Genomic DNA, 17668 nt, shown 5'->3' on the forward strand with positions numbered 1-17668 from the left:
CCAATACATAGGGTAAAAAACTCGGCGAATACTACCCATAATGAGTCAACATTGCCACTTATGACCGTTAAAAGTTCCAAACAAATATGATTAGAAAATGTTAACTTATTGTTTATTAACTAATCGTTTTATTATTGTTGTTAGCGCATGTTTAACCTTGAAAGGTCAATAGGCCCAAATTAAAAATGATCTTTGAACTTTCTCAGACTAGCAAAGTTTTCCCAAGGTTCATTGTTTTTTGTAACTAAACAATATTCTTTTGGTATTAATTCTGTAATGTTTGGCAAATTACTACGCATAAAAGGGTTAATTTTCAGCTCATGGCCTATGGTACTTGGCAACGTTATTTCATCTTTATTACGCAATTCATCCACTTGCTGGCTGTAAGCGAGTAACTCGGGGTTTCGTGGCTCAACCGCTTTTGCAAACGCCAAATTCGCCTGGGTGTATTCATGAGTGCAATACACTTTGCAATCACTCGGTAGCGCACTAAGTTTATTAAATGAATGCCACATTTGTTCTGGAGTGCCTTCAAATAAGCGCCCACAACCACCGCTAAATAATGTGTCGCCAGTAAAGGCAAGTGCATCATTAACATAACAAATATGATCGAGTGTGTGGCCAGGGGTGGCTATAATTTCAAATGGAATGTTTAAAACGCTAATTGTGTCACCTTCATTTAAAGGCATTGTTATTCCCTCAAATGGGCTATTACTAGGGCCATAAACTGCAATGTTTGGGTACTGCTTTACTAATTGAGCTACGCCATCGGTATGATCATAATGATGATGGGTAATTAAAATACCGCCAAGGGTTAAGTTATGCTGTGCTAAATGCTCTAAAACTGGCGCTGATTGCCCAGGATCAACCACCCACGCTTGGTTATTATTCTGCTCGGTGGTTAAGCACCAAATGTAGTTATCAGAAAAGGCTTTAATTGCTTTGACTTGCACCATGTATCGTTGCTCTATAAAGTGGTATTTAATTAATATTATAACGAGCTTATATAATGAAACCAGCCCTTAGTTTTCAAGAAGGACCCAAACCGTTGTCATGGCAGCAGTTTCCGCATGGTGATTATTTACGTTGTGATATAGAACGCAAATTGTCGCCGTGGCTACCGCGTATGTTTGGCTATCATATGCTGAAACTGGGCAATTTAAGTGGCGAGTTAGATACCAGCAAAAGTTCCATTAAGCATCAAGTATGCGTTGCAGAGCCGGGGCCTTGCACGGGTGTGGTGGCTGACATAGACGAGCTTCCTTTCTATGAGCACTCTATAGATGCGTGCATTATGAGCCATTGTTTAGAGTATCACTCAGATCCGCATCATATATTACGTGAGGCTCATCGTACGCTTATTCCCGGCGGTTATATTGCCATTACGGGGTTTAATCCGTTTAGCTTTTGTGGCTTGGCGCAGTTACTGCCATTTAGTGGTCAAAAACTACCGTGGACAGGGCGCTTTTTTACTCCTGCACGCGTTAAAGACTGGCTTAATTTGCTTGGGTTTGAAATTGTTGCTGATGAACGCTTTATTTATTCATCGTTGGCACGCGGTAACCGGTTGTCGCGGTTTGCGTTTTGGCGCAGCTTTACCAAGCAATATTTAAAACCTATGGGCAGTGTATATTTGCTGGTGGCACGAAAGCGCGTTGCGCCACTTACGCCAATAAAACCTAAGTGGCATGCACGGCCACAATTTGCGCCAATAAAAGGGGTAGGGCTTAGGCAAACCTCAAAACAACATTATCAGCAAAATAAAAAATAGTGCGATGTTGAGGGTTACGGTTGGTAACCTTCATCATCAATTAAGTTGTTGCCGCTGGCCGCATCACGGGCAAGGTCGTCAACAATTTCATTATATTTATGGCCACTGTGACCTTTTACCCATTTCCAGGTAACGTCGTGCTCGGCGCAGGCTTTATCGAGACGTTTCCATAAGTCGACATTTTTAACCGGCTTTTTAGCAGAGGTTTGCCAACCGCGTTTTTTCCAATTGGTGATCCACGACTCAATGCCTTGTTTTACGTATTGGCTATCGGTAGTCAGGGTAACAGGACATGAACGATTAAGTGATTCTAGCGCAACAATGGCAGCTAGCATTTCCATGCGGTTGTTTGTTGTGAGTTTGTAACCTTGGCTTAATTTTTTTTCATGGGCTTCATAAATCATAAAAATACCATAACCACCGGGGCCTGGATTACCTAAACACGAACCATCGGTGTAAATCTCTACGGTTTTTTGCACTGTTTTACCTTGATATTATGTACAATAAAGTGATTATAGAAAGATACCAGAGTCAGGCTTAATTCGATATGGCACGCAGACAAATAGTTTTAGATACAGAAACCACCGGCATCGACCCTAAACAAGGGCATCGTATTATTGAGATTGGCTGTGTGGAGCTAATGAATCGTCGGTTAACCGGCAATAATTTTCACGTTTACATAAATCCACAACGCAGCATTGAAGAAGAAGCAATCGACGTTCACGGTATTACCAACGAATTTTTACGTGACAAACCGCTTTTTAGAGACATTGCCCAAGAGTTTTTTGACTATATTAAAGACGCAGAACTCGTTATTCATAACGCGCCGTTCGATATTGGCCATATGGATAATGAATTTGCGTTATTAAATCAAGGTTATCAAAACACCCATGATTTTTGTGGCGTGCTTGATACCCTTAAAATGGCGCGTGACTTGCATCCAGGACAAAAGAACAACCTAGATGCGCTTTGCCGTCGCTACGATGTTGATAACACTAAGCGTACGTTACACGGCGCCTTACTGGATTCTGAGATTTTAGCCGATGTTTACCTGGCAATGACCGGGGGACAAGTAAAGCTAAATCTTAATCAAAATAAAGATGACTCAAGTGAAGATCAAAAGGGCGGTATTAGGCGCTTAAACAGCGATAGAGCCCCATTGGTTGTTGTAGCAGCAAGCGAAGCAGAGCAAAGCGCACATCAATCACGTTTAGACATTGTACAAAAGGAGGGCGGCCATTGTTTATGGCGCGCTGAATAAGGCACTATTATGAAAACGCTATTAGTAGTTTCACTGTTTTTAATCGCTGCGTGCTTCATTCCCGATGCACACAGCGTTAAACAAGTTGAAGAGTTAAAAGGCAGCGGAAAACAAAATGAAATACCGTTACTGGATAACCGTTTTCGTATAGATGACAAAATTGATGAAATAAAATTAATATTTTTTAGACGTCCTGGCTCGCCTGCCGTTATTTTAGTTAGACCCGATGGCACTAAGTACTTTGCAACCAATGCGGTAAGAAACACCAGCCTAGATTGGTACGACGAATTAAATTACGATCTAGTGGTTATTCGCAACCCTATGCCTGGGCCATGGCAAGTTATTGGCCAAATAATGCCACAGAGCCGTATTGTTGTAATTGGTGAGCTATCGCTTAAGGTTGATCCACTCCCTAAGATTCTTTTTCAGGGTGAAACTGTAAAGGTAACCGGTGAGATTTTAAATGATGGCGAGCCCATTCGCGCTAATCTTTTCAAAGATGCGGTATCGCTCAATGTGAGTTTTGTGAGTACTAATAATGAAAATTTTGAAAATTTTGGAGCGGGCATACAGCAAGTTACTGAATTTAAAGACGATGGCTACGGATTTGATGAAAGTGCAAAAGACGGTGTGTTTACGGGTGAGTTTACTTTAAATTTTACTCCAGGCGAGTGGCGGCCAGAACTTTATATTACCACCGATGTCCTTGAGCGACGAGTTGTTCAAGACACGATAGTTGTGCATGAGCCGCCTTTTAGTTTTACCTCAGTTGAAGCAACCGATGAGGGGGACGATCACCGTATTACTATAAATATTGATGAAAAGTTATTAAAGCCTGAAACCGTGATCATGCAAGGGAAAATTTATTATCCCAATAATGAAGAGCAAGTATTTTACTTAGACACTAATAACACCGCAGTAAGAGAACTGGCTTTACAAGATTACGGATGGGGACGTTACAACATTGAAATTTCTGTGTTTGGCTCAACAGTAAATGACAGAGAGTTTATGGCTACGTTGCCAACCTATTTATTTGAAATAGAAAGACCGATAGAAGTTATTCCTGAAATTCCAAAAGCGAGCCTCATTAAGGAAGAAAATATTCCAGAGCCTGTTATAAAACCAAAAGTAATGGCAACCGGTGTAATGGTAAGTTTAATTATTGGTGGGAATTTGGCCATATTATTTATTGGTTGGTTATGTATTCGTGTTTTTGTGCAGAATAAACCAATAAAACTTAAATTGAATTTTGCTTTTTTAAAGAAAAAGAAAGCAACCGAGGCAAAAAAATCAGAACAGCAAAAAACAACTGATGCAGAAAATGGCTCAAAAAATGACAAAACAGGTGAAATTTTAAACCTTTCGATGTCAGATGACTAAAAAACCTGTAAAAAAACAAAAAAGCCCTTGACGAAGTAGGGGCTGGTTCGTATTATTCACGCCGCTGTCAGGGGAGACTCAGACAGCAACGAAAATGCGGAGTGGTAGTTCAGTTGGTTAGAATACCGGCCTGTCACGCCGGGGGTCGCGGGTTCGAGTCCCGTCCACTCCGCCAATTTTCGACAATTTGTAAGTAAAAGCTGGAGTGGTAGTTCAGTTGGTTAGAATACCGGCCTGTCACGCCGGGGGTCGCGGGTTCGAGTCCCGTCCACTCCGCCAACACTTACACAACATATGGTTGTAAAACATATTCTTATTATGGAGTGGTAGTTCAGTTGGTTAGAATACCGGCCTGTCACGCCGGGGGTCGCGGGTTCGAGTCCCGTCCACTCCGCCAATAAGAAAAAATAACAGTTTAAATACGCGCTGGAGTGGTAGTTCAGTTGGTTAGAATACCGGCCTGTCACGCCGGGGGTCGCGGGTTCGAGTCCCGTCCACTCCGCCAACTATTTAAACACTGTTATATTACAAAATTTGTATGCTGGAGTGGTAGTTCAGTTGGTTAGAATACCGGCCTGTCACGCCGGGGGTCGCGGGTTCGAGTCCCGTCCACTCCGCCAACAAATTAAGTAATGACAAGTAAAAAGATATCTCTGCGGAGTGGTAGTTCAGTTGGTTAGAATACCGGCCTGTCACGCCGGGGGTCGCGGGTTCGAGTCCCGTCCACTCCGCCATTTGATATCGTAACAAAATTAGTAAGTGCATTACCCCATGCACATACCACTGCGGAGTGGTAGTTCAGTTGGTTAGAATACCGGCCTGTCACGCCGGGGGTCGCGGGTTCGAGTCCCGTCCACTCCGCCACTTGTTATTTCCTCAATAACAAGCAATAAATAATTTACTTATTAATAAATACAAACATCATTTTTATCAGCTATCAGCTATCAGCTATCAGCTATCAGCTATCAGCTATCAGCTATCAGCTATCAGCTATCAGCTCGACTCTTATATACTAACCTGCTAATATTCTTGTCTATTCTTCAATATTCAGCTTCTTATCTCTGCATGAATTACCAAGAATCTAATCTCACTTTAAAAAGGAAGCATTAAGATGAGTACATTAGGTCAGCAATTAAAGCAGCTAAGAAATAATAAAAAATTGAGCCAACCTGAATTTGCCCAGCAAGTAGGTATAGAGCAAAGTTATTTATCAAAACTTGAAAACGATAAATCAATTCCCTCGAATGAAATATTTAGAGCTTTATTGATAGCATTAGACCTTTCAATTGATGAGTTTATGAAGCCCCTTACCTACAGCCATGACAAAACAAGACTCATGCAAATACCCGATTTAGAGCTGTGGTTTAAAAGTAAAGCAGTAAAGAGCTCAGTCGCACAGCGTAAAATTATATACCTCGCTATGTTTCTGATTTCTTTTGGCTGTGCATTATTTTATGCAGGACATAAAAATTATCTGTTCAATGAACGCTTTTACGAATATAAATCACTGGGTGTGATCAAAAATGATGAACCTCTAAATATATATACTCATTGGAGCAATTATATTATTGATTCAAACCGCGAGAAAAGAGAGGAAAAAACTCGTGAAATGCTGGCCAGAAGGGTACCCAGTTTTAAGTTAATGGATGAATACATCGGTGAATCATTTGTTGAAGAAGTCGAGGGAGGTAAACGACTTTATAACGTAGATGAACTCTCGCGAACAATACCACATGCAGGCAATAGTTGGTTTGAGTTTTTAGGTATTTTGGCTGCTGTATTTGGTTTGGCGTTCGCTTTACTGGAACCCAGATTAACCAAGCAATAAAAAAGTAATAAAAAGCCTGCGTACATGAAAACGCAGCAGGCTTTAATATAAATTGGCTTGCAATTATCCTTGTGGGCCAAATAACTCTTTTAAGTAAGTATCTAAAAAGTTGAGGTAGGCGTTTGAGGCGCTGATACGGTTTTCTTTTTTGCTAAAACCGTGTCCTTCATCATCAAATAATACATATTCTACTGGCACACCATTAGCTTTAACCGCAGCAACCAACTCATCGCTTTCAACTTGTAATACGCGTGGATCATTAGCACCTTGTATTACCATTAAAGGCTTAGTGATGTTATCGGCATGAAACAGCGGTGAAATAGCACGGTGACGTTCACCATCGGTGGCAGGATCGCCCATTTCATCGTAAAGCGCCTTTTTAAAGCTTTCCCACCATGGTGGAATTGAGTTCAGTGTGCGTACCCAGTTAGTCACACCAAAAATATTGATACCTACTTTGAACTCTTCCGGTTTAAAGGCAAGCGCGGCTGCGGTCATAAAACCGCCGTAGCTACCACCCATGATGCCGATTTTATCTGCATCGACCCAATCTAGGCTTTGTAAGTGTTTTTTACCGTAGATAATATCTTGTAGATCATCGGTGCCATGTTTTTTATCGTCTAAATGGAAAAATGTTTTACCATAGCCTGAGCTACCGCGGTTATTGACGGCAAAAATAGCATAGCCATGATTAACTAAATGTTGCTGCATTGCGCTATAACCAGTTCGGCTTTGCCCACCTGGGCCGCCATGTACCCAAATAAGTGCAGGTACTTTATTGGTGCTGCTGGCTTGTTTTGGTTTGTATAATACGCCCGGTATTTCTAAACCATCAAAACTTTTAAAGCGCACAATGGTGCTCTCTACTAAGTCGTTTTGATCTATATCTTCACTTAATGTGTTGGTAAGTTGCTTGGCTTCATTACTGCCAACTTGCCAAACAAATAAGTTGCTTGGTGAGGTATCTGAATTTAAATAAAACGCCATGGTTTTCTCATCGCTTGAGAAATTCACACCACGTAGATTTCCCGCAGGTAATTTAGGCATGGCAATTTCATCCCCTGTTTGCGTGTCTTTTACTGTGACCTTTGTGCTGGCATCAGCATTTACACCGCTTACTTGGTATCGCCCAGATTTAGAAAAATCAATAAAGCTAACGTCCCAATCATCTTTTAATGCTGGACTGTGCTTGCCTGTGGCGAGCTCATATTGCCACACCTCTGAAAACTCTCCTTTAGCGTCTGTTGAGTAGTATAAATATTTGCTGTCTACAGAGAAGGTCTCAGGCGTATATTGTGCTGGTGTATCGTGTTTTGAAATTAATTGCGGCTTGAGGGTTTTCTTATAGGTATCAAGAATAAACGTATCGCTGTCTTTATTGGTATTATTTTTAGACAGCGCAATGTAGCGTCCATCAGGGCTAATTGCGCCCACATCTAGTCCTTGTGTGTTTTGATAAACGGGCGTGACTTTATAGGTTTTGCTATCTACGCGATACAAGTCCATAAACTTGGCATCGCGTTGATTACTGGTAATAAAAAACTGACTGCCATCTTTAGTAAAGCCTGCAAAACTCGCGCGGGTTTCTTCCCCTGGGGTTAAATCTTTGATTGAACCATCAACTTCACGCACATAAACATGGTAGCGCTCATTACCGCCTGAGTCCTTGGTAAATAGTACACGCTCATCATTTGGGAAATAGCGAATAGGGTAGGTGCTGTCTTCAAAATTGGTTAGGCGCGTTTTGCTACCTGTTTTTACGTCGACTTCATACAAGCTGTAAATACCGCTTTCATCGCTACTAACTAGAACTTTATCGCCAGTCGGGGAAAAGCTACTGCCCATGATAGATGTTGTATCAAAAAAGGTTTTAGCGTTATAGGTTTTTACTTGTCGTGTTTGCTCAGTTGCCACAGGGGTAGAGGCTGAATTATTAGATTGACTGCAACCTGTTAATGCAATTGATACTGCACAGGTAATACAGGCAAATTTGAGGGCTTTTTTCATAGATACATTCCTTGGATTATAATTATGGACTTTTAGTGTTAACCGAAGGTTTTTTAAACGCAAGTAATTAGCCTATTCGAACTGCAATAAAGTGTTACAAACCATGTAGCCCACGAAAATAGAAAACCAGTTATAATTCACTTTCAAAATCAGGGAGTATTTATGATAGAAGTCATTGGGTTACATAAACAGTTTGCTGAAAACGTATTGTACAGTGGTTATAGTGTGCAGTTTTGTGCACCTAAAATATGCATTGAAGCGCCTAATGGCCAAGGTAAAACAACGTTGTTGATGATGTTGGCAGAGCTCGAAACGCGCCAAAGTGGGCAGATTTTATTTTCTAAAAAAGCATTAACCGAACCGCATAAACAAGTTGCTATAGCCTCAGACTGTATTGCTTTACCTGACTTTCTTACGGCAAAGCAAATTATTAACTTGTCCGTGAATACGCTGGGTTGTGATTGACCAACGACAATAATAGATGGGTTTAATTTCAATGAATTTTTAAATACTCGTTTTGATGCGCTGTCGTCAGGTAATCAAAAGAAATGCCAGTTAATTTTAGCGCTTATGCGTGATGCACCTTATTTACTTCTAGACGAACCCAGCGCAGCACTTGATCAAGCCAGTATTCAGTATTTATTAGTACTGCTTGATGAATATCTAATAGATAAGCCAAATGGGCAAATAGTCATCACCTGCCATGAACCAGCGCCATTTATTGAGCGTGGCTTTGAGTGTATACCGTTATGATTGCAAATTTAAAACAATCAATCGGGCAATATCGCTCTTTTATGGATTATCGTTATCAGGCTTACAAAACTGAACTCACGCAATTATTGTTACAACTAAAAAGCTTTGGGTTGTTATTTTTAGTGGTGTTAGGCTCGTCAGTGTTGGGTTTGATATTGCTACTTTTTTTAGGCCTTGGAAAAATTATAGACAGCAGCGCAGCACCCCAATACGGTGCACAAATGGCTTTATTTTATTTGTTACTACAAAGTGTGATGCTCAGCGCAATGAAGTCAGCAATTAAAAATAGTAAGCAGCGGTTATTTCAGCAAACTATTGCACGATCAGTTTGGTTATATTTAGTCGATATTAAACTATTAACGCTCAGTAATGCATGGCTTATAGCCAGTGTATTAATTGCGCTAGATTTAACGCTATCACAATGGGTTAAAGTACCGCATTTTATTGTATTTATGTTGCTGCAGTTTAGCTTGGGCGTTTTGTGTTTATACAAAACCAGCGCACTGGTATATGGCTTTTTGTTTAGCACGATATTAGTGCTGGTTCCTATTCATATGCAGCCGCTCACTTATCATATGGGCTTTGCTTTATTGTTTGCGCTGAGCCTTTTTGTCCCCGTGGTTAATGTTAACGGGCGTATTGCAGTAAGTTCATTATTGGGCTTTTGGTTTTGTTATTTATTAAACCATTGTTGGACACTTGTTTGGCGCGTGTCGTTACTTTTATGTGTATTCATGGCATCAGCTGCGCTAATAAACGAACGTGCTGATTTAGTACCTATACTTGTGATATTAGCCATGGCTTTTATTGTACTCTTTAGTAGTTCATTGCAATTTGATTGCGGTAGGGTGTATGAGCAGTATCGATTATTTTTTAAAACATGCGAGCAAGAACGCGCCTTTTATATTAGCCAGTTTTTACCTAGCATATTGCTGTTTTTATTAGCCACAATAAGTTATAGCGTTATTTTTGGTTACACTCATATTGTATTATTTGTCATTGGAAATATGTGGTGTGTATTACAGGTTTACCTTGCACAAAAAAAACCAGCGCATTATGCGCTGGTTTGGCTAATTTTAGCAGGGTTGCTGCTAGCTTTACTAAACTAGTTAAGCGGCATCTGCCTTTTTAGATTTAGCTTTGCTATTACGCGCTGCTTTGCCGGCAAGTAAATCTGCAGGGTCAAAGTCGTCAACGTTAATAACGTCTAAGCGAGCTTGTTCAACAGCTGCTAACTTATCAGCTTCAGCTTGGCTTAAAATGCCGGCTTCTAAGCCCATTTGCGCCACTTTATCAAGTTGGAAGAATGGCAATTTAACGCCTTTCTCTTTACATACGCGTTCAAATAAAGGCTCTACCTCTAGCACATCTTTAAGCGTTTGCTCTTGACGACCTACAAGGTTAAGCGGCTCGTTTGTAAGGTATACATAACTTGCTAAACGATTACGCGTTTCGCTAGGGACTTGCAGTAATTGCGCTAGTTTATGCTCAAGTTTGTCAGTAGGTTTACGAACCGGGCGACCAAACGGGAATAACAATACTTTTAATACGCCACGAAGTGGTGCAGATGGCATATTGTTGATTAAATCAGCAAGCGCACGTTGACAGTGGTAAAGGTGATCCTGACAGCTCCACTGAACCAGTGCAAAATCTTCTTTTTTACGGCCTTCGTCGTTATAACGTTTAAGCGTTGCAGACACTAAATAAAGGTAGCTTAATAAGTCACCTAAGCGTGCTGAAATACGTTCTTTACGTTTAAGTGAACCACCAAATACTGCCATACTAATATCAGACATAAGTGCAAGTGATGCACTAAAGCGTGAAGCTATACGATAAAACTCTGCCGTTTCGTCTTTGTACGGTACGCTAGTAAAGCGAGCGCCAGTAAGTGCAAGCCACTTAGTGCGCACTAGGTTAGACATGGTAAAGCCAATGTGGCCCATTAGCGCTTTATCAAATACGTTAAGCGCTTCTTCGCGGTCTTCAATTTCACACGCACCTAGCTCGGTAAGTACAAATGGATGACAACGAATAGCACCTTGACCATAAATAATCATATTACGGGTCAAGATGTTTGCACCTTCAACGGTAATGGCAATAGGTGCACCTTGATAGCCACGACCTAAATAGTTATTTGGCCCAAGCATGATCCCTTTACCGCCTAGCACGTCCATTGCATGAATGGTGGCATCGCGCATTTGCTCGGTAAGGTGGTATTTAATAATAGCCGAAATCACAGATGGTTTTTCGCCTAAATCAACAGCACCGGTAGACATACTTACTGCAGCGTCTGAGCTGTAAGCATAACCGGCAAGTTTCGCCATTGACTCTTCAACCCCTTCCATTTTACCAATTGGCAAGCGGAATTGACGACGAATACGGCTATAAGCACCGGTTGCTACAGCAATCATTTTAATGCCACCGGCTGAATTTGACGGCAATGTAATTGCACGACCAACCGATAAACACTCAACCAGCATACGCCAGCCTTGACCAGCCATTTCTGGGCCACCAATAATGTAATCAAGTGGTACAAAAATATCTTTACCGCGAGTAGGGCCATTTTGGAACGGCACATTAAGCGGGAAGTGACGACGACCAATTTCTACCCCTGGGGTATCTGTTGGGATAAGTGCACAGGTAATACCAGGCTCTTTAACGTCACTTAATAATCCATCTGGATCTTGTAATTTAAATGCTAGACCAAGAACCGTAGCTACAGGTGCAAGTGTAATATAACGCTTGTTCCATGTAAGGCTTACACCGACTACTTCTTCGCCATTCCATTGCCCTTTACATACTACACCATAGTCTGGAATTGAGCTTGCATCAGAACCTGCCTCTGGCGAAGTAAGAGCAAAACATGGAATTTCTTGACCGCTTGCTAAACGCGGTAAGTAATAATTTTTTTGATCTTCAGTACCGTAGTGCTGTAATAACTCACCCGGGCCTAACGAGTTAGGTACACCAACAATTGACGAAAGCAATGTTGATTTACTGGTTAGTTTTTGCAGTACACACGATTGTGCAAATGCAGAGAATTCTAAGCCGCCGTATTCCTTTTTAATGATCATGGCAAAGAATTTGTTATCTTTCAGATATTGCCATACATCCTGAGGTAAATCAGTTAGCTCATGCGTAGCTTCCCAATCGTCCAGCATACTACATACAACTTCAACAGGGCCGTCGATAAATGCCTGCTCTTCAATAGTAAGTTTTGGAACTGGATACTGGTGAAGCTTTTTCCAATCTGGGTTACCACAAAATAAATCAGCTTCCCACCAAGTTGTACCGGCATCAATAGCTGACTTTTCGGTGTCAGACATGCTCGGTGTAACTTTTTTGAAGACCTTGAAAATAGGCTTGATAATATATTGCTGACGAATGCCAGTAACAGAAAGAGGCACTGCGATGATTAAAAAGATCACCCAGCTAATTAAACCAAAAGCACCAGCAAAGGTACCAATTAATAATGTTGCGGCAGAAACACCAAGTGCTGTGTTCCAACTCGCTCTGTGGTAAAGCGCAATGCTGAGCAGTGCGATTAAACCGAGTGTAAATATGAGTGTCATTGCTAATTCCTTAATAGAGGTCAGACCACCTCGTTTAGAGTAGCGCTAGTAACGCTAAGTTTCAAGTACATTACTTAGATTAAAGTGTAGTTATCGGTACGATTATTACAATGCGTTGTATGTTATACGAACAGTTTGGCTGTAATGGTTTATTTTGGCTTATCATAAAAAATATAAGCATTAAAAAAATCAATTAATCTAGTAGTAATATAAGTTTAATTAAGTAAATATACTTATGGTGATCAGTGTACGCTTATTAAAAATAGAACGATATTAATTGATATCGTTCACGAAACCATTTACCGCCGTTTTGATGTGTTATAAACAACCAAAGTGGAGTTCAATAAGCTGTTAAGCAACTAGGAATCGAGAAATGATACATAGCATACTAGATAATATTGAATAGTTAATTAGAGGTATTGGGTAGGAGGCAAATTGATAATACCTAATAAGTTAAAAATGAATGATGAGGTTAGAATAATTGCGCCTTCAAGAAGTTTATCAATTATTGATAAAGAGACGCGAGAAATAGCAAATAAAAGGTTTGAAGAGCTTGGCCTCAAATTATCATTTTCAAAAAACTGTGAATTAATAGATGATTTTTCGTCTTCATCCATAGAAGAAAGAATTGAAGATTTACATGAAGCATTCTTAGATAAAAAAGTAAAAGCTATCTTTACTGTTATCGGGGGCGATAATGTAAACCAATTACTAAAGTATATTGATTATACGATTGTTAAAAAAAATCCAAAAATTATTTGTGGTTACTCTGATACTACAGCTTTATCAAATGCATTATTTCATAAAACCGGACTAGTAACTTACTCAGGGCCTGCATACTCAACTTTGGGAATGCTTAAGGGGATTGACTTTTCGATAAATTATATTAAAAAGTGTTTATTCTCAAGTGCTCCTTATGAAGTTATAAACCCAGCACAGTGGAGTGATGACTTATGGTTTATAGATCAGGAAAAAAGAAACTTTTATAAAGACAATGGTATAAAAGTTTTAAACCATGGCAAAGCAGAAGGAAAAATAGTTGGGGGGAACCTTTGTACTTTAAATTTGCTTCAAGGAACTGAATTTATGCCTGATTTAACAGATTCTGTATTATTTATTGAAGATGATGAGTTAACATCCCCTTCAAACTTTGACAGAGATCTTCAATCGTTAATTCATCAAAAACATTTCGATAGAGTCAAAGGAATAGTCATTGGAAAATTTCAATTAAAGTCAGAAGTATCTGAGGTCTTACTCAGAAAAATTATACAATCTAAGCAAGAGTTAGCGTCAATCCCCGTGCTTTATAATCTAAACTTTGGACATACAACACCCCATATATGCTTCCCTATTGGTGGATTTGTGAAAATAGATACGGAAAGCCAGAAACAAATAATAATAGAAAAACATTAGCTAAGAAATATTCGAGTCAATAGTCTTAGATATAATTAGTAATATAAATTTGTATCCACTTGCTAACGCTCTTCAGGTGTTTGACAATAACCCATTAAAGAAATAAAAATAAATGATATGCACACACAAAATCCAAAGTGAAACCAAAACTGTGACCGAGTGCCAAATTTAATTGTTTATTTTGGTTTAATTTATTGAATTTAAAGGTTTATTTATTTTATGTGTGAATTACTTGGCATGTCAGCCAATGTGCCAACGGATATTTGTTTTAGTTTTTCAGGGTTGTTGGAGCGCGGTGGCAATACAGGGCCGCATAAAGATGGCTGGGGCATTACTTTTTATGAAGGCAAAGGTTGTAGAACCTTTAAAGATCCCGAGCCAAGTTACCAGTCAGAAATAGCTAAATTAGTTAAAGCTTATCCGATTAAAAGCGTATCGGTGATAAGTCATATTCGTCAAGGCAACCGCGGGCGAGTGTGTCTTGAAAACACCCATCCGTTTACTCGTGAGTTGTGGGGGCGTGAAATAACTTATGCTCATAACGGGCAGCTTTCAAATTATCATGATTTAAAACCTGAATATTATCGACCTGTGGGTAATACCGATAGCGAGTTGGCATTTTGCTGGTTGCTTGACAAAATTCGTGAAAAGTACCCGCAGCGACCAAGTAATATGGCGTCGGTTTTTAGATATGCGGCTAAGCTTTCGCATACGCTACGTGAAAAAGGCGTGTTTAATATGTTATTGACCGATGGTGTATTTGTTTTAGCGTATTGTACTAATAATTTACATTACATAACGCGCCGTGCACCGTTTGGTAAAGCAACACTTATTGATGCCGATATGGTGGTCGACTTTCAACAAGAAACCACACCAAACGATGTGGTAACGGTTATAGCAACAAGGCCGCTAACCAACGATGAACGCTGGCAAAAAATGCAGCCAGGAGAGTTTGCGTTATTTAAAATGGGTGAATTAATGTAGGTTGGTAGAGTAAAACGAAACCCAACTTAAAGTTTCAAATCTAAGTATTAAAATGAAAAGCCCAAGTTATGGTTATCACACTTGGGCTTTTCGTATTGCATCTTGTAAGTAATTTATTAGGGGGTTATTTCGTTCTTAACTTGTGCAGGTAAAGCCGGTGGATTGATCACGGTAAACGATTTCATCTGCACTTCAAACTGTTCCACACCTTTTTCACCTTTCCACATGCGCACTAGCATATAATCCATTTCTGGGGCAAACCATGCTAAGGCTTGGCGTTTGTCATTGTCGTATAAACGTTTTACTTTAATGGCTTCTACGTTACCAATCGGTAAGGAAATCATTTCGGTTTCTACCACTTCAAAGTCGTAGTCACGGCAATTACCTTTTTTATCAACCAGTGGAAACGAGAAACTAGTTTTTCCTTTTTTAAGTCCTTCTCGAACTTGCACTTGATAAGAAATACCATCTTGGAAGTTATCATGCCATTGGCATTTTAACGGGTAGTCGCTGGTGTTACTGGTGACAGTTTGTGTTTGACGATCAAAGTTAATTTCATACTTTTTGTCAGGCCCAGTCCCCGTGCGGATCATAGAGTACTGAATAGGCTCTACTTTATCGTTAGCAAAGCTAAAAGTTGATGACTCTTGACGTGAGTCAGAGAAAATCATCCATTCAATATCGCTATGGTAAGTGACTTGGTAGTTATTATTATCGAGTTTTTTAAGCGTCCGCTCGGCTGTACCATGATTTGCGCCTTTGCGCAAAATATCGTAGCTGGCTTGATACTGGGTTAACTCACCTGCAATCAGGCTGGTAGGAAGTAATAAAGTGCCCGCACATAATAGCCAGGCACTTAATTTTTTATTTTGGGTAGTGCGCGCCGTGTGCAGGAAGTTGTTTTTCGTCAAGAACTGCATAATCTGCTTCCATCGTAAGTCGTTGTTCACTGAACCACTTGACCACCAAAGGATAAATTATGTGCTCTTGCGCATGCACACGCTTAGCGAGCGTGTCTGCTGTATCGTCTGCTAATACAGGCACTTTGGCTTGAAGAATAACCGGTCCGCCGTCTAATTCTTCAGTTACAAAGTGAACACTAACGCCGTGAACGTCGTCTTTTGCATCAATTGCTCTTTGGTGGGTATTCAGCCCCTGGTACTTAGGCAACAAAGATGGATGAATGTTCAACATTTTTCCAACATATTTTTGCACTAAGTTAGGAGTTAGAATACGCATAAACCCAGCTAATACAACTAGATTTGGTTCAAAAGAGTCAATTATATGCATTAACTGGGCATCGTACGCTTCGCGTGAGTCAAACTCTTTATGACTCAGCACGTGTGTGGCAATACCTGCATTTTTTGCACGCTCTAACCCATAAGCGTCAGCTTTGTTACTAATAACAGCCGCTATATGGGCGTTTATCTCGCCGCTTTCACAGGCGTCTATAATGGCTTGTAAATTTGAGCCACTGCCTGAGATCAAAACTACTAGACGAGTGGGTGCCATTACGCAGCACCACCTACAATTTCAACTTGCTCTTCGCCAGCAACGGCATCTTGGATTTCACCAAGGTGCCATGCGTTCTCGCCAAGATCTTTTAAGATATTTAAGCTATTTTCAAGCTCATCCGCAGGTACAACTAACACCATGCCTACACCACAGTTAAATGTGCGGTACATTTCGTGTGTTGTAATGTTGCCGTTTTCTTGCAACCAGCTAAACACACTTGGCCACTGCCAGCTATCACCTTTAACAACCGCTTTAGCAGATTCAGGTAATACGCGTGGGATATTTTCCCAAAAACCGCCACCAGTAATATGCGAAAGGGCATGCACGTCTACTTGCTTGAACAACTCAAGTAATGGTTTAACGTAAATACGTGTTGGTTCTAAAAGGTGCTCACCTAAGGTTTTGCCATCAATCACTTGATTAGTATCAGCGTTAGAGACTTCTAAAACTTTACGAATTAAAGAGAAACCATTTGAGTGAGGACCGCTAGAAGCAAGGGCAATAAGTTGATCGCCTGCAGCTACTTTAGTGCCATCAATAATTTTTGATTTTTCTACCACACCGGTACAAAAGCCTGCCATGTCGTAGTCTTCACCATCATACATACCTGGCATTTCAGCTGTTTCCCCACCAATTAGGGCACAACCTGAAATTTCACAACCTTTACCAATACCGGTTACTACGTCGGCTGCTGTGTCTACATCTAGTTTACCCGTTGCATAGTAATCTAGAAAAAACAGGGGTTCAGCGCCTTGTACTATTAAATCATTTACACACATCGCAACTAAGTCGATACCTACAGTATCGTGCTTTTTAAGGTCAATTGCTAAGCGTAACTTAGTGCCAACACCGTCAGTGCCTGCTACAAGTACGGGTTGCTTATAACCTTCAGGAATTTCGCAAAGTGCGCCAAAACCACCAATTCCGCCCATCACTTCAGGACGACGAGTTTTTTTAACTACGCCTTTAATACGCTCAACAAGTGCATTACCAGCGTCGATATCTACGCCCGCGTCTTTATAGCTTAGAGACTGTTTTTGTTCGCTCACAGGTTTTCCTCAAAATAGTTGTTTTGATGCTTACTTAGAAACGCGCGTATTTTACAACAATTGCAAGGGCGCGGCTAGTTGAAATCTGGATTTGATTTTAAAGACAAGGACACTTGTCCGCTAGTTGCTGTATTA

Annotated in this window: 14 protein-coding genes, 7 tRNA genes and 1 pseudogene; 15 read left to right on the forward strand and 7 right to left on the reverse strand. The window is 40.4% G+C overall.

Annotated features, from left to right (window positions below):
- Nucleotides 1-179 precede the first annotated feature (179 nt).
- Nucleotides 180-956 carry a hydroxyacylglutathione hydrolase gene (gene gloB, locus ND6B_RS05260; protein ID WP_033103894.1) on the reverse strand — a complete coding sequence of 259 codons (777 nt, stop codon included), beginning with the start codon at nucleotides 954-956 and terminating at the stop codon, nucleotides 180-182.
- Nucleotides 957-1009: 53 nt separating this feature from the next.
- On the opposite strand from gloB, the gene ND6B_RS05255 reads away from it, so the two are divergent.
- Nucleotides 1010-1771, forward strand: coding sequence for a class I SAM-dependent methyltransferase (locus ND6B_RS05255; protein ID WP_033103895.1), 762 nt, complete (start codon nucleotides 1010-1012; stop codon nucleotides 1769-1771).
- 14 nt (nucleotides 1772-1785) lie between these two features.
- Here the strand turns inward: ND6B_RS05255 and rnhA are convergent, their stop codons facing one another.
- On the reverse strand, nucleotides 1786-2250 hold the full coding sequence (gene rnhA / locus ND6B_RS05250; RefSeq protein WP_013464557.1) for a ribonuclease HI: 465 nt from the start codon (nucleotides 2248-2250) through the stop codon (nucleotides 1786-1788).
- Between the two features lie 68 nt (nucleotides 2251-2318).
- On the opposite strand from rnhA, the gene dnaQ reads away from it, so the two are divergent.
- From dnaQ to ND6B_RS19995, 10 genes are all read left to right on the forward strand, one after another.
- On the forward strand, nucleotides 2319-3032 hold the full coding sequence (gene dnaQ / locus ND6B_RS05245; RefSeq protein WP_013464558.1) for a DNA polymerase III subunit epsilon: 714 nt from the start codon (nucleotides 2319-2321) through the stop codon (nucleotides 3030-3032).
- Between the two features lie 9 nt (nucleotides 3033-3041).
- Complete coding sequence (locus tag ND6B_RS05240) at nucleotides 3042-4412, forward strand: TIGR03503 family protein (RefSeq protein ID WP_033103896.1); 1371 nt, start codon at nucleotides 3042-3044, stop codon at nucleotides 4410-4412.
- 98 nt (nucleotides 4413-4510) lie between these two features.
- A tRNA-Asp gene (locus ND6B_RS05235) sits at nucleotides 4511-4587 on the forward strand.
- A 27-nt stretch (nucleotides 4588-4614) separates the two neighbouring features.
- A tRNA-Asp gene (locus tag ND6B_RS05230) sits at nucleotides 4615-4691 on the forward strand.
- Between the two features lie 41 nt (nucleotides 4692-4732).
- Nucleotides 4733-4809, forward strand: a tRNA-Asp gene (locus tag ND6B_RS05225).
- 31 nt (nucleotides 4810-4840) lie between these two features.
- Nucleotides 4841-4917, forward strand: a tRNA-Asp gene (locus ND6B_RS05220).
- 38 nt (nucleotides 4918-4955) lie between these two features.
- Nucleotides 4956-5032: transfer RNA gene (locus tag ND6B_RS05215), tRNA-Asp, on the forward strand.
- Between the two features lie 37 nt (nucleotides 5033-5069).
- Nucleotides 5070-5146, forward strand: a tRNA-Asp gene (locus ND6B_RS05210).
- Between the two features lie 53 nt (nucleotides 5147-5199).
- A tRNA-Asp gene (locus ND6B_RS05205) sits at nucleotides 5200-5276 on the forward strand.
- A gap of 247 nt (nucleotides 5277-5523) precedes the next feature.
- Complete coding sequence (locus ND6B_RS19995) at nucleotides 5524-6240, forward strand: helix-turn-helix domain-containing protein (protein WP_081844672.1); 717 nt, start codon at nucleotides 5524-5526, stop codon at nucleotides 6238-6240.
- Nucleotides 6241-6303: 63 nt separating this feature from the next.
- Here ND6B_RS19995 and ND6B_RS05200 read toward each other — a convergent pair whose 3' ends face one another.
- On the reverse strand, nucleotides 6304-8247 hold the full coding sequence (locus ND6B_RS05200; protein ID WP_013464561.1) for a S9 family peptidase: 1944 nt from the start codon (nucleotides 8245-8247) through the stop codon (nucleotides 6304-6306).
- A gap of 162 nt (nucleotides 8248-8409) precedes the next feature.
- On the opposite strand from ND6B_RS05200, the pseudogene ND6B_RS20540 reads away from it, so the two are divergent.
- Nucleotides 8410-9000, forward strand: a pseudogene (locus tag ND6B_RS20540) (ABC transporter ATP-binding protein).
- Complete coding sequence (locus ND6B_RS05195) at nucleotides 8997-10109, forward strand: DUF6136 family protein (RefSeq protein WP_033103897.1); 1113 nt, start codon at nucleotides 8997-8999, stop codon at nucleotides 10107-10109. Before ND6B_RS20540 ends, ND6B_RS05195 begins: the two are co-directional and overlap by 4 nt.
- On the opposite strand, the gene fadE is transcribed toward ND6B_RS05195, so the two are convergent.
- Nucleotides 10110-12572, reverse strand: a complete 2463-nt coding sequence (fadE, locus tag ND6B_RS05190; protein ID WP_033103898.1) for an acyl-CoA dehydrogenase FadE — start codon at nucleotides 12570-12572, stop codon at nucleotides 10110-10112.
- A 435-nt stretch (nucleotides 12573-13007) separates the two neighbouring features.
- Between fadE and ND6B_RS05185 the strand changes: the two genes are divergently transcribed.
- Both ND6B_RS05185 and ND6B_RS05180 read left to right on the forward strand, forming a co-directional pair.
- Nucleotides 13008-13985 carry a S66 family peptidase gene (locus tag ND6B_RS05185; RefSeq protein ID WP_200882091.1) on the forward strand — a complete coding sequence of 326 codons (978 nt, stop codon included), beginning with the start codon at nucleotides 13008-13010 and terminating at the stop codon, nucleotides 13983-13985.
- Nucleotides 13986-14204: 219 nt separating this feature from the next.
- Nucleotides 14205-14969 (forward strand): class II glutamine amidotransferase, encoded by a 765-nt coding sequence (locus tag ND6B_RS05180; protein WP_013464565.1) that lies wholly within the window; start codon nucleotides 14205-14207, stop codon nucleotides 14967-14969.
- A gap of 116 nt (nucleotides 14970-15085) precedes the next feature.
- Here the strand turns inward: ND6B_RS05180 and ND6B_RS05175 are convergent, their stop codons facing one another.
- The 3 genes from ND6B_RS05175 to purM are packed head-to-tail and all read right to left on the reverse strand — an operon-like array spanning nucleotide 15086 to nucleotide 17533.
- A complete protein-coding gene (locus ND6B_RS05175; protein WP_020476935.1) occupies nucleotides 15086-15880 on the reverse strand; it encodes a DUF3108 domain-containing protein in 795 nt (264 codons plus the stop codon).
- Nucleotides 15834-16481 carry a phosphoribosylglycinamide formyltransferase gene (purN, locus tag ND6B_RS05170; protein ID WP_016899472.1) on the reverse strand — a complete coding sequence of 216 codons (648 nt, stop codon included), beginning with the start codon at nucleotides 16479-16481 and terminating at the stop codon, nucleotides 15834-15836. The genes ND6B_RS05175 and purN overlap by 47 nt, the downstream gene beginning before the upstream one ends.
- Nucleotides 16481-17533, reverse strand: coding sequence for a phosphoribosylformylglycinamidine cyclo-ligase (purM, locus tag ND6B_RS05165; protein WP_016899473.1), 1053 nt, complete (start codon nucleotides 17531-17533; stop codon nucleotides 16481-16483). The genes purN and purM overlap by 1 nt, the downstream gene beginning before the upstream one ends.
- Between the last annotated feature and the right edge of the window lie 135 nt (nucleotides 17534-17668).

The organism is Pseudoalteromonas sp. ND6B (genome assembly GCF_000764215.1).
GTDB lineage: Bacteria > Pseudomonadota > Gammaproteobacteria > Enterobacterales > Alteromonadaceae > Pseudoalteromonas > Pseudoalteromonas tetraodonis.

Excerpts from the sequence above, each read along its gene's own strand:
- fadE (WP_033103898.1), bottom strand. The coding sequence starts at position 12,572 with ATGACACTCATATTTACACTCGGTTTAATCGCACTGCTCAGCATTGCG.
- gloB (WP_033103894.1), bottom strand. The coding sequence starts at position 956 with ATGGTGCAAGTCAAAGCAATTAAAGCCTTTTCTGATAACTACATTTGG.
- ND6B_RS05195 (WP_033103897.1), top strand. The coding sequence starts at position 8,997 with ATGATTGCAAATTTAAAACAATCAATCGGGCAATATCGCTCTTTTATG.
- ND6B_RS05180 (WP_013464565.1), top strand. The coding sequence starts at position 14,205 with ATGTGTGAATTACTTGGCATGTCAGCCAATGTGCCAACGGATATTTGT.
- ND6B_RS05200 (WP_013464561.1), bottom strand. The coding sequence starts at position 8,247 with ATGAAAAAAGCCCTCAAATTTGCCTGTATTACCTGTGCAGTATCAATT.
- dnaQ (WP_013464558.1), top strand. The coding sequence starts at position 2,319 with ATGGCACGCAGACAAATAGTTTTAGATACAGAAACCACCGGCATCGAC.
- ND6B_RS05240 (WP_033103896.1), top strand. The coding sequence starts at position 3,042 with ATGAAAACGCTATTAGTAGTTTCACTGTTTTTAATCGCTGCGTGCTTC.
- ND6B_RS05255 (WP_033103895.1), top strand. The coding sequence starts at position 1,010 with ATGAAACCAGCCCTTAGTTTTCAAGAAGGACCCAAACCGTTGTCATGG.
- ND6B_RS19995 (WP_081844672.1), top strand. The coding sequence starts at position 5,524 with ATGAGTACATTAGGTCAGCAATTAAAGCAGCTAAGAAATAATAAAAAA.
- purN (WP_016899472.1), bottom strand. The coding sequence starts at position 16,481 with ATGGCACCCACTCGTCTAGTAGTTTTGATCTCAGGCAGTGGCTCAAAT.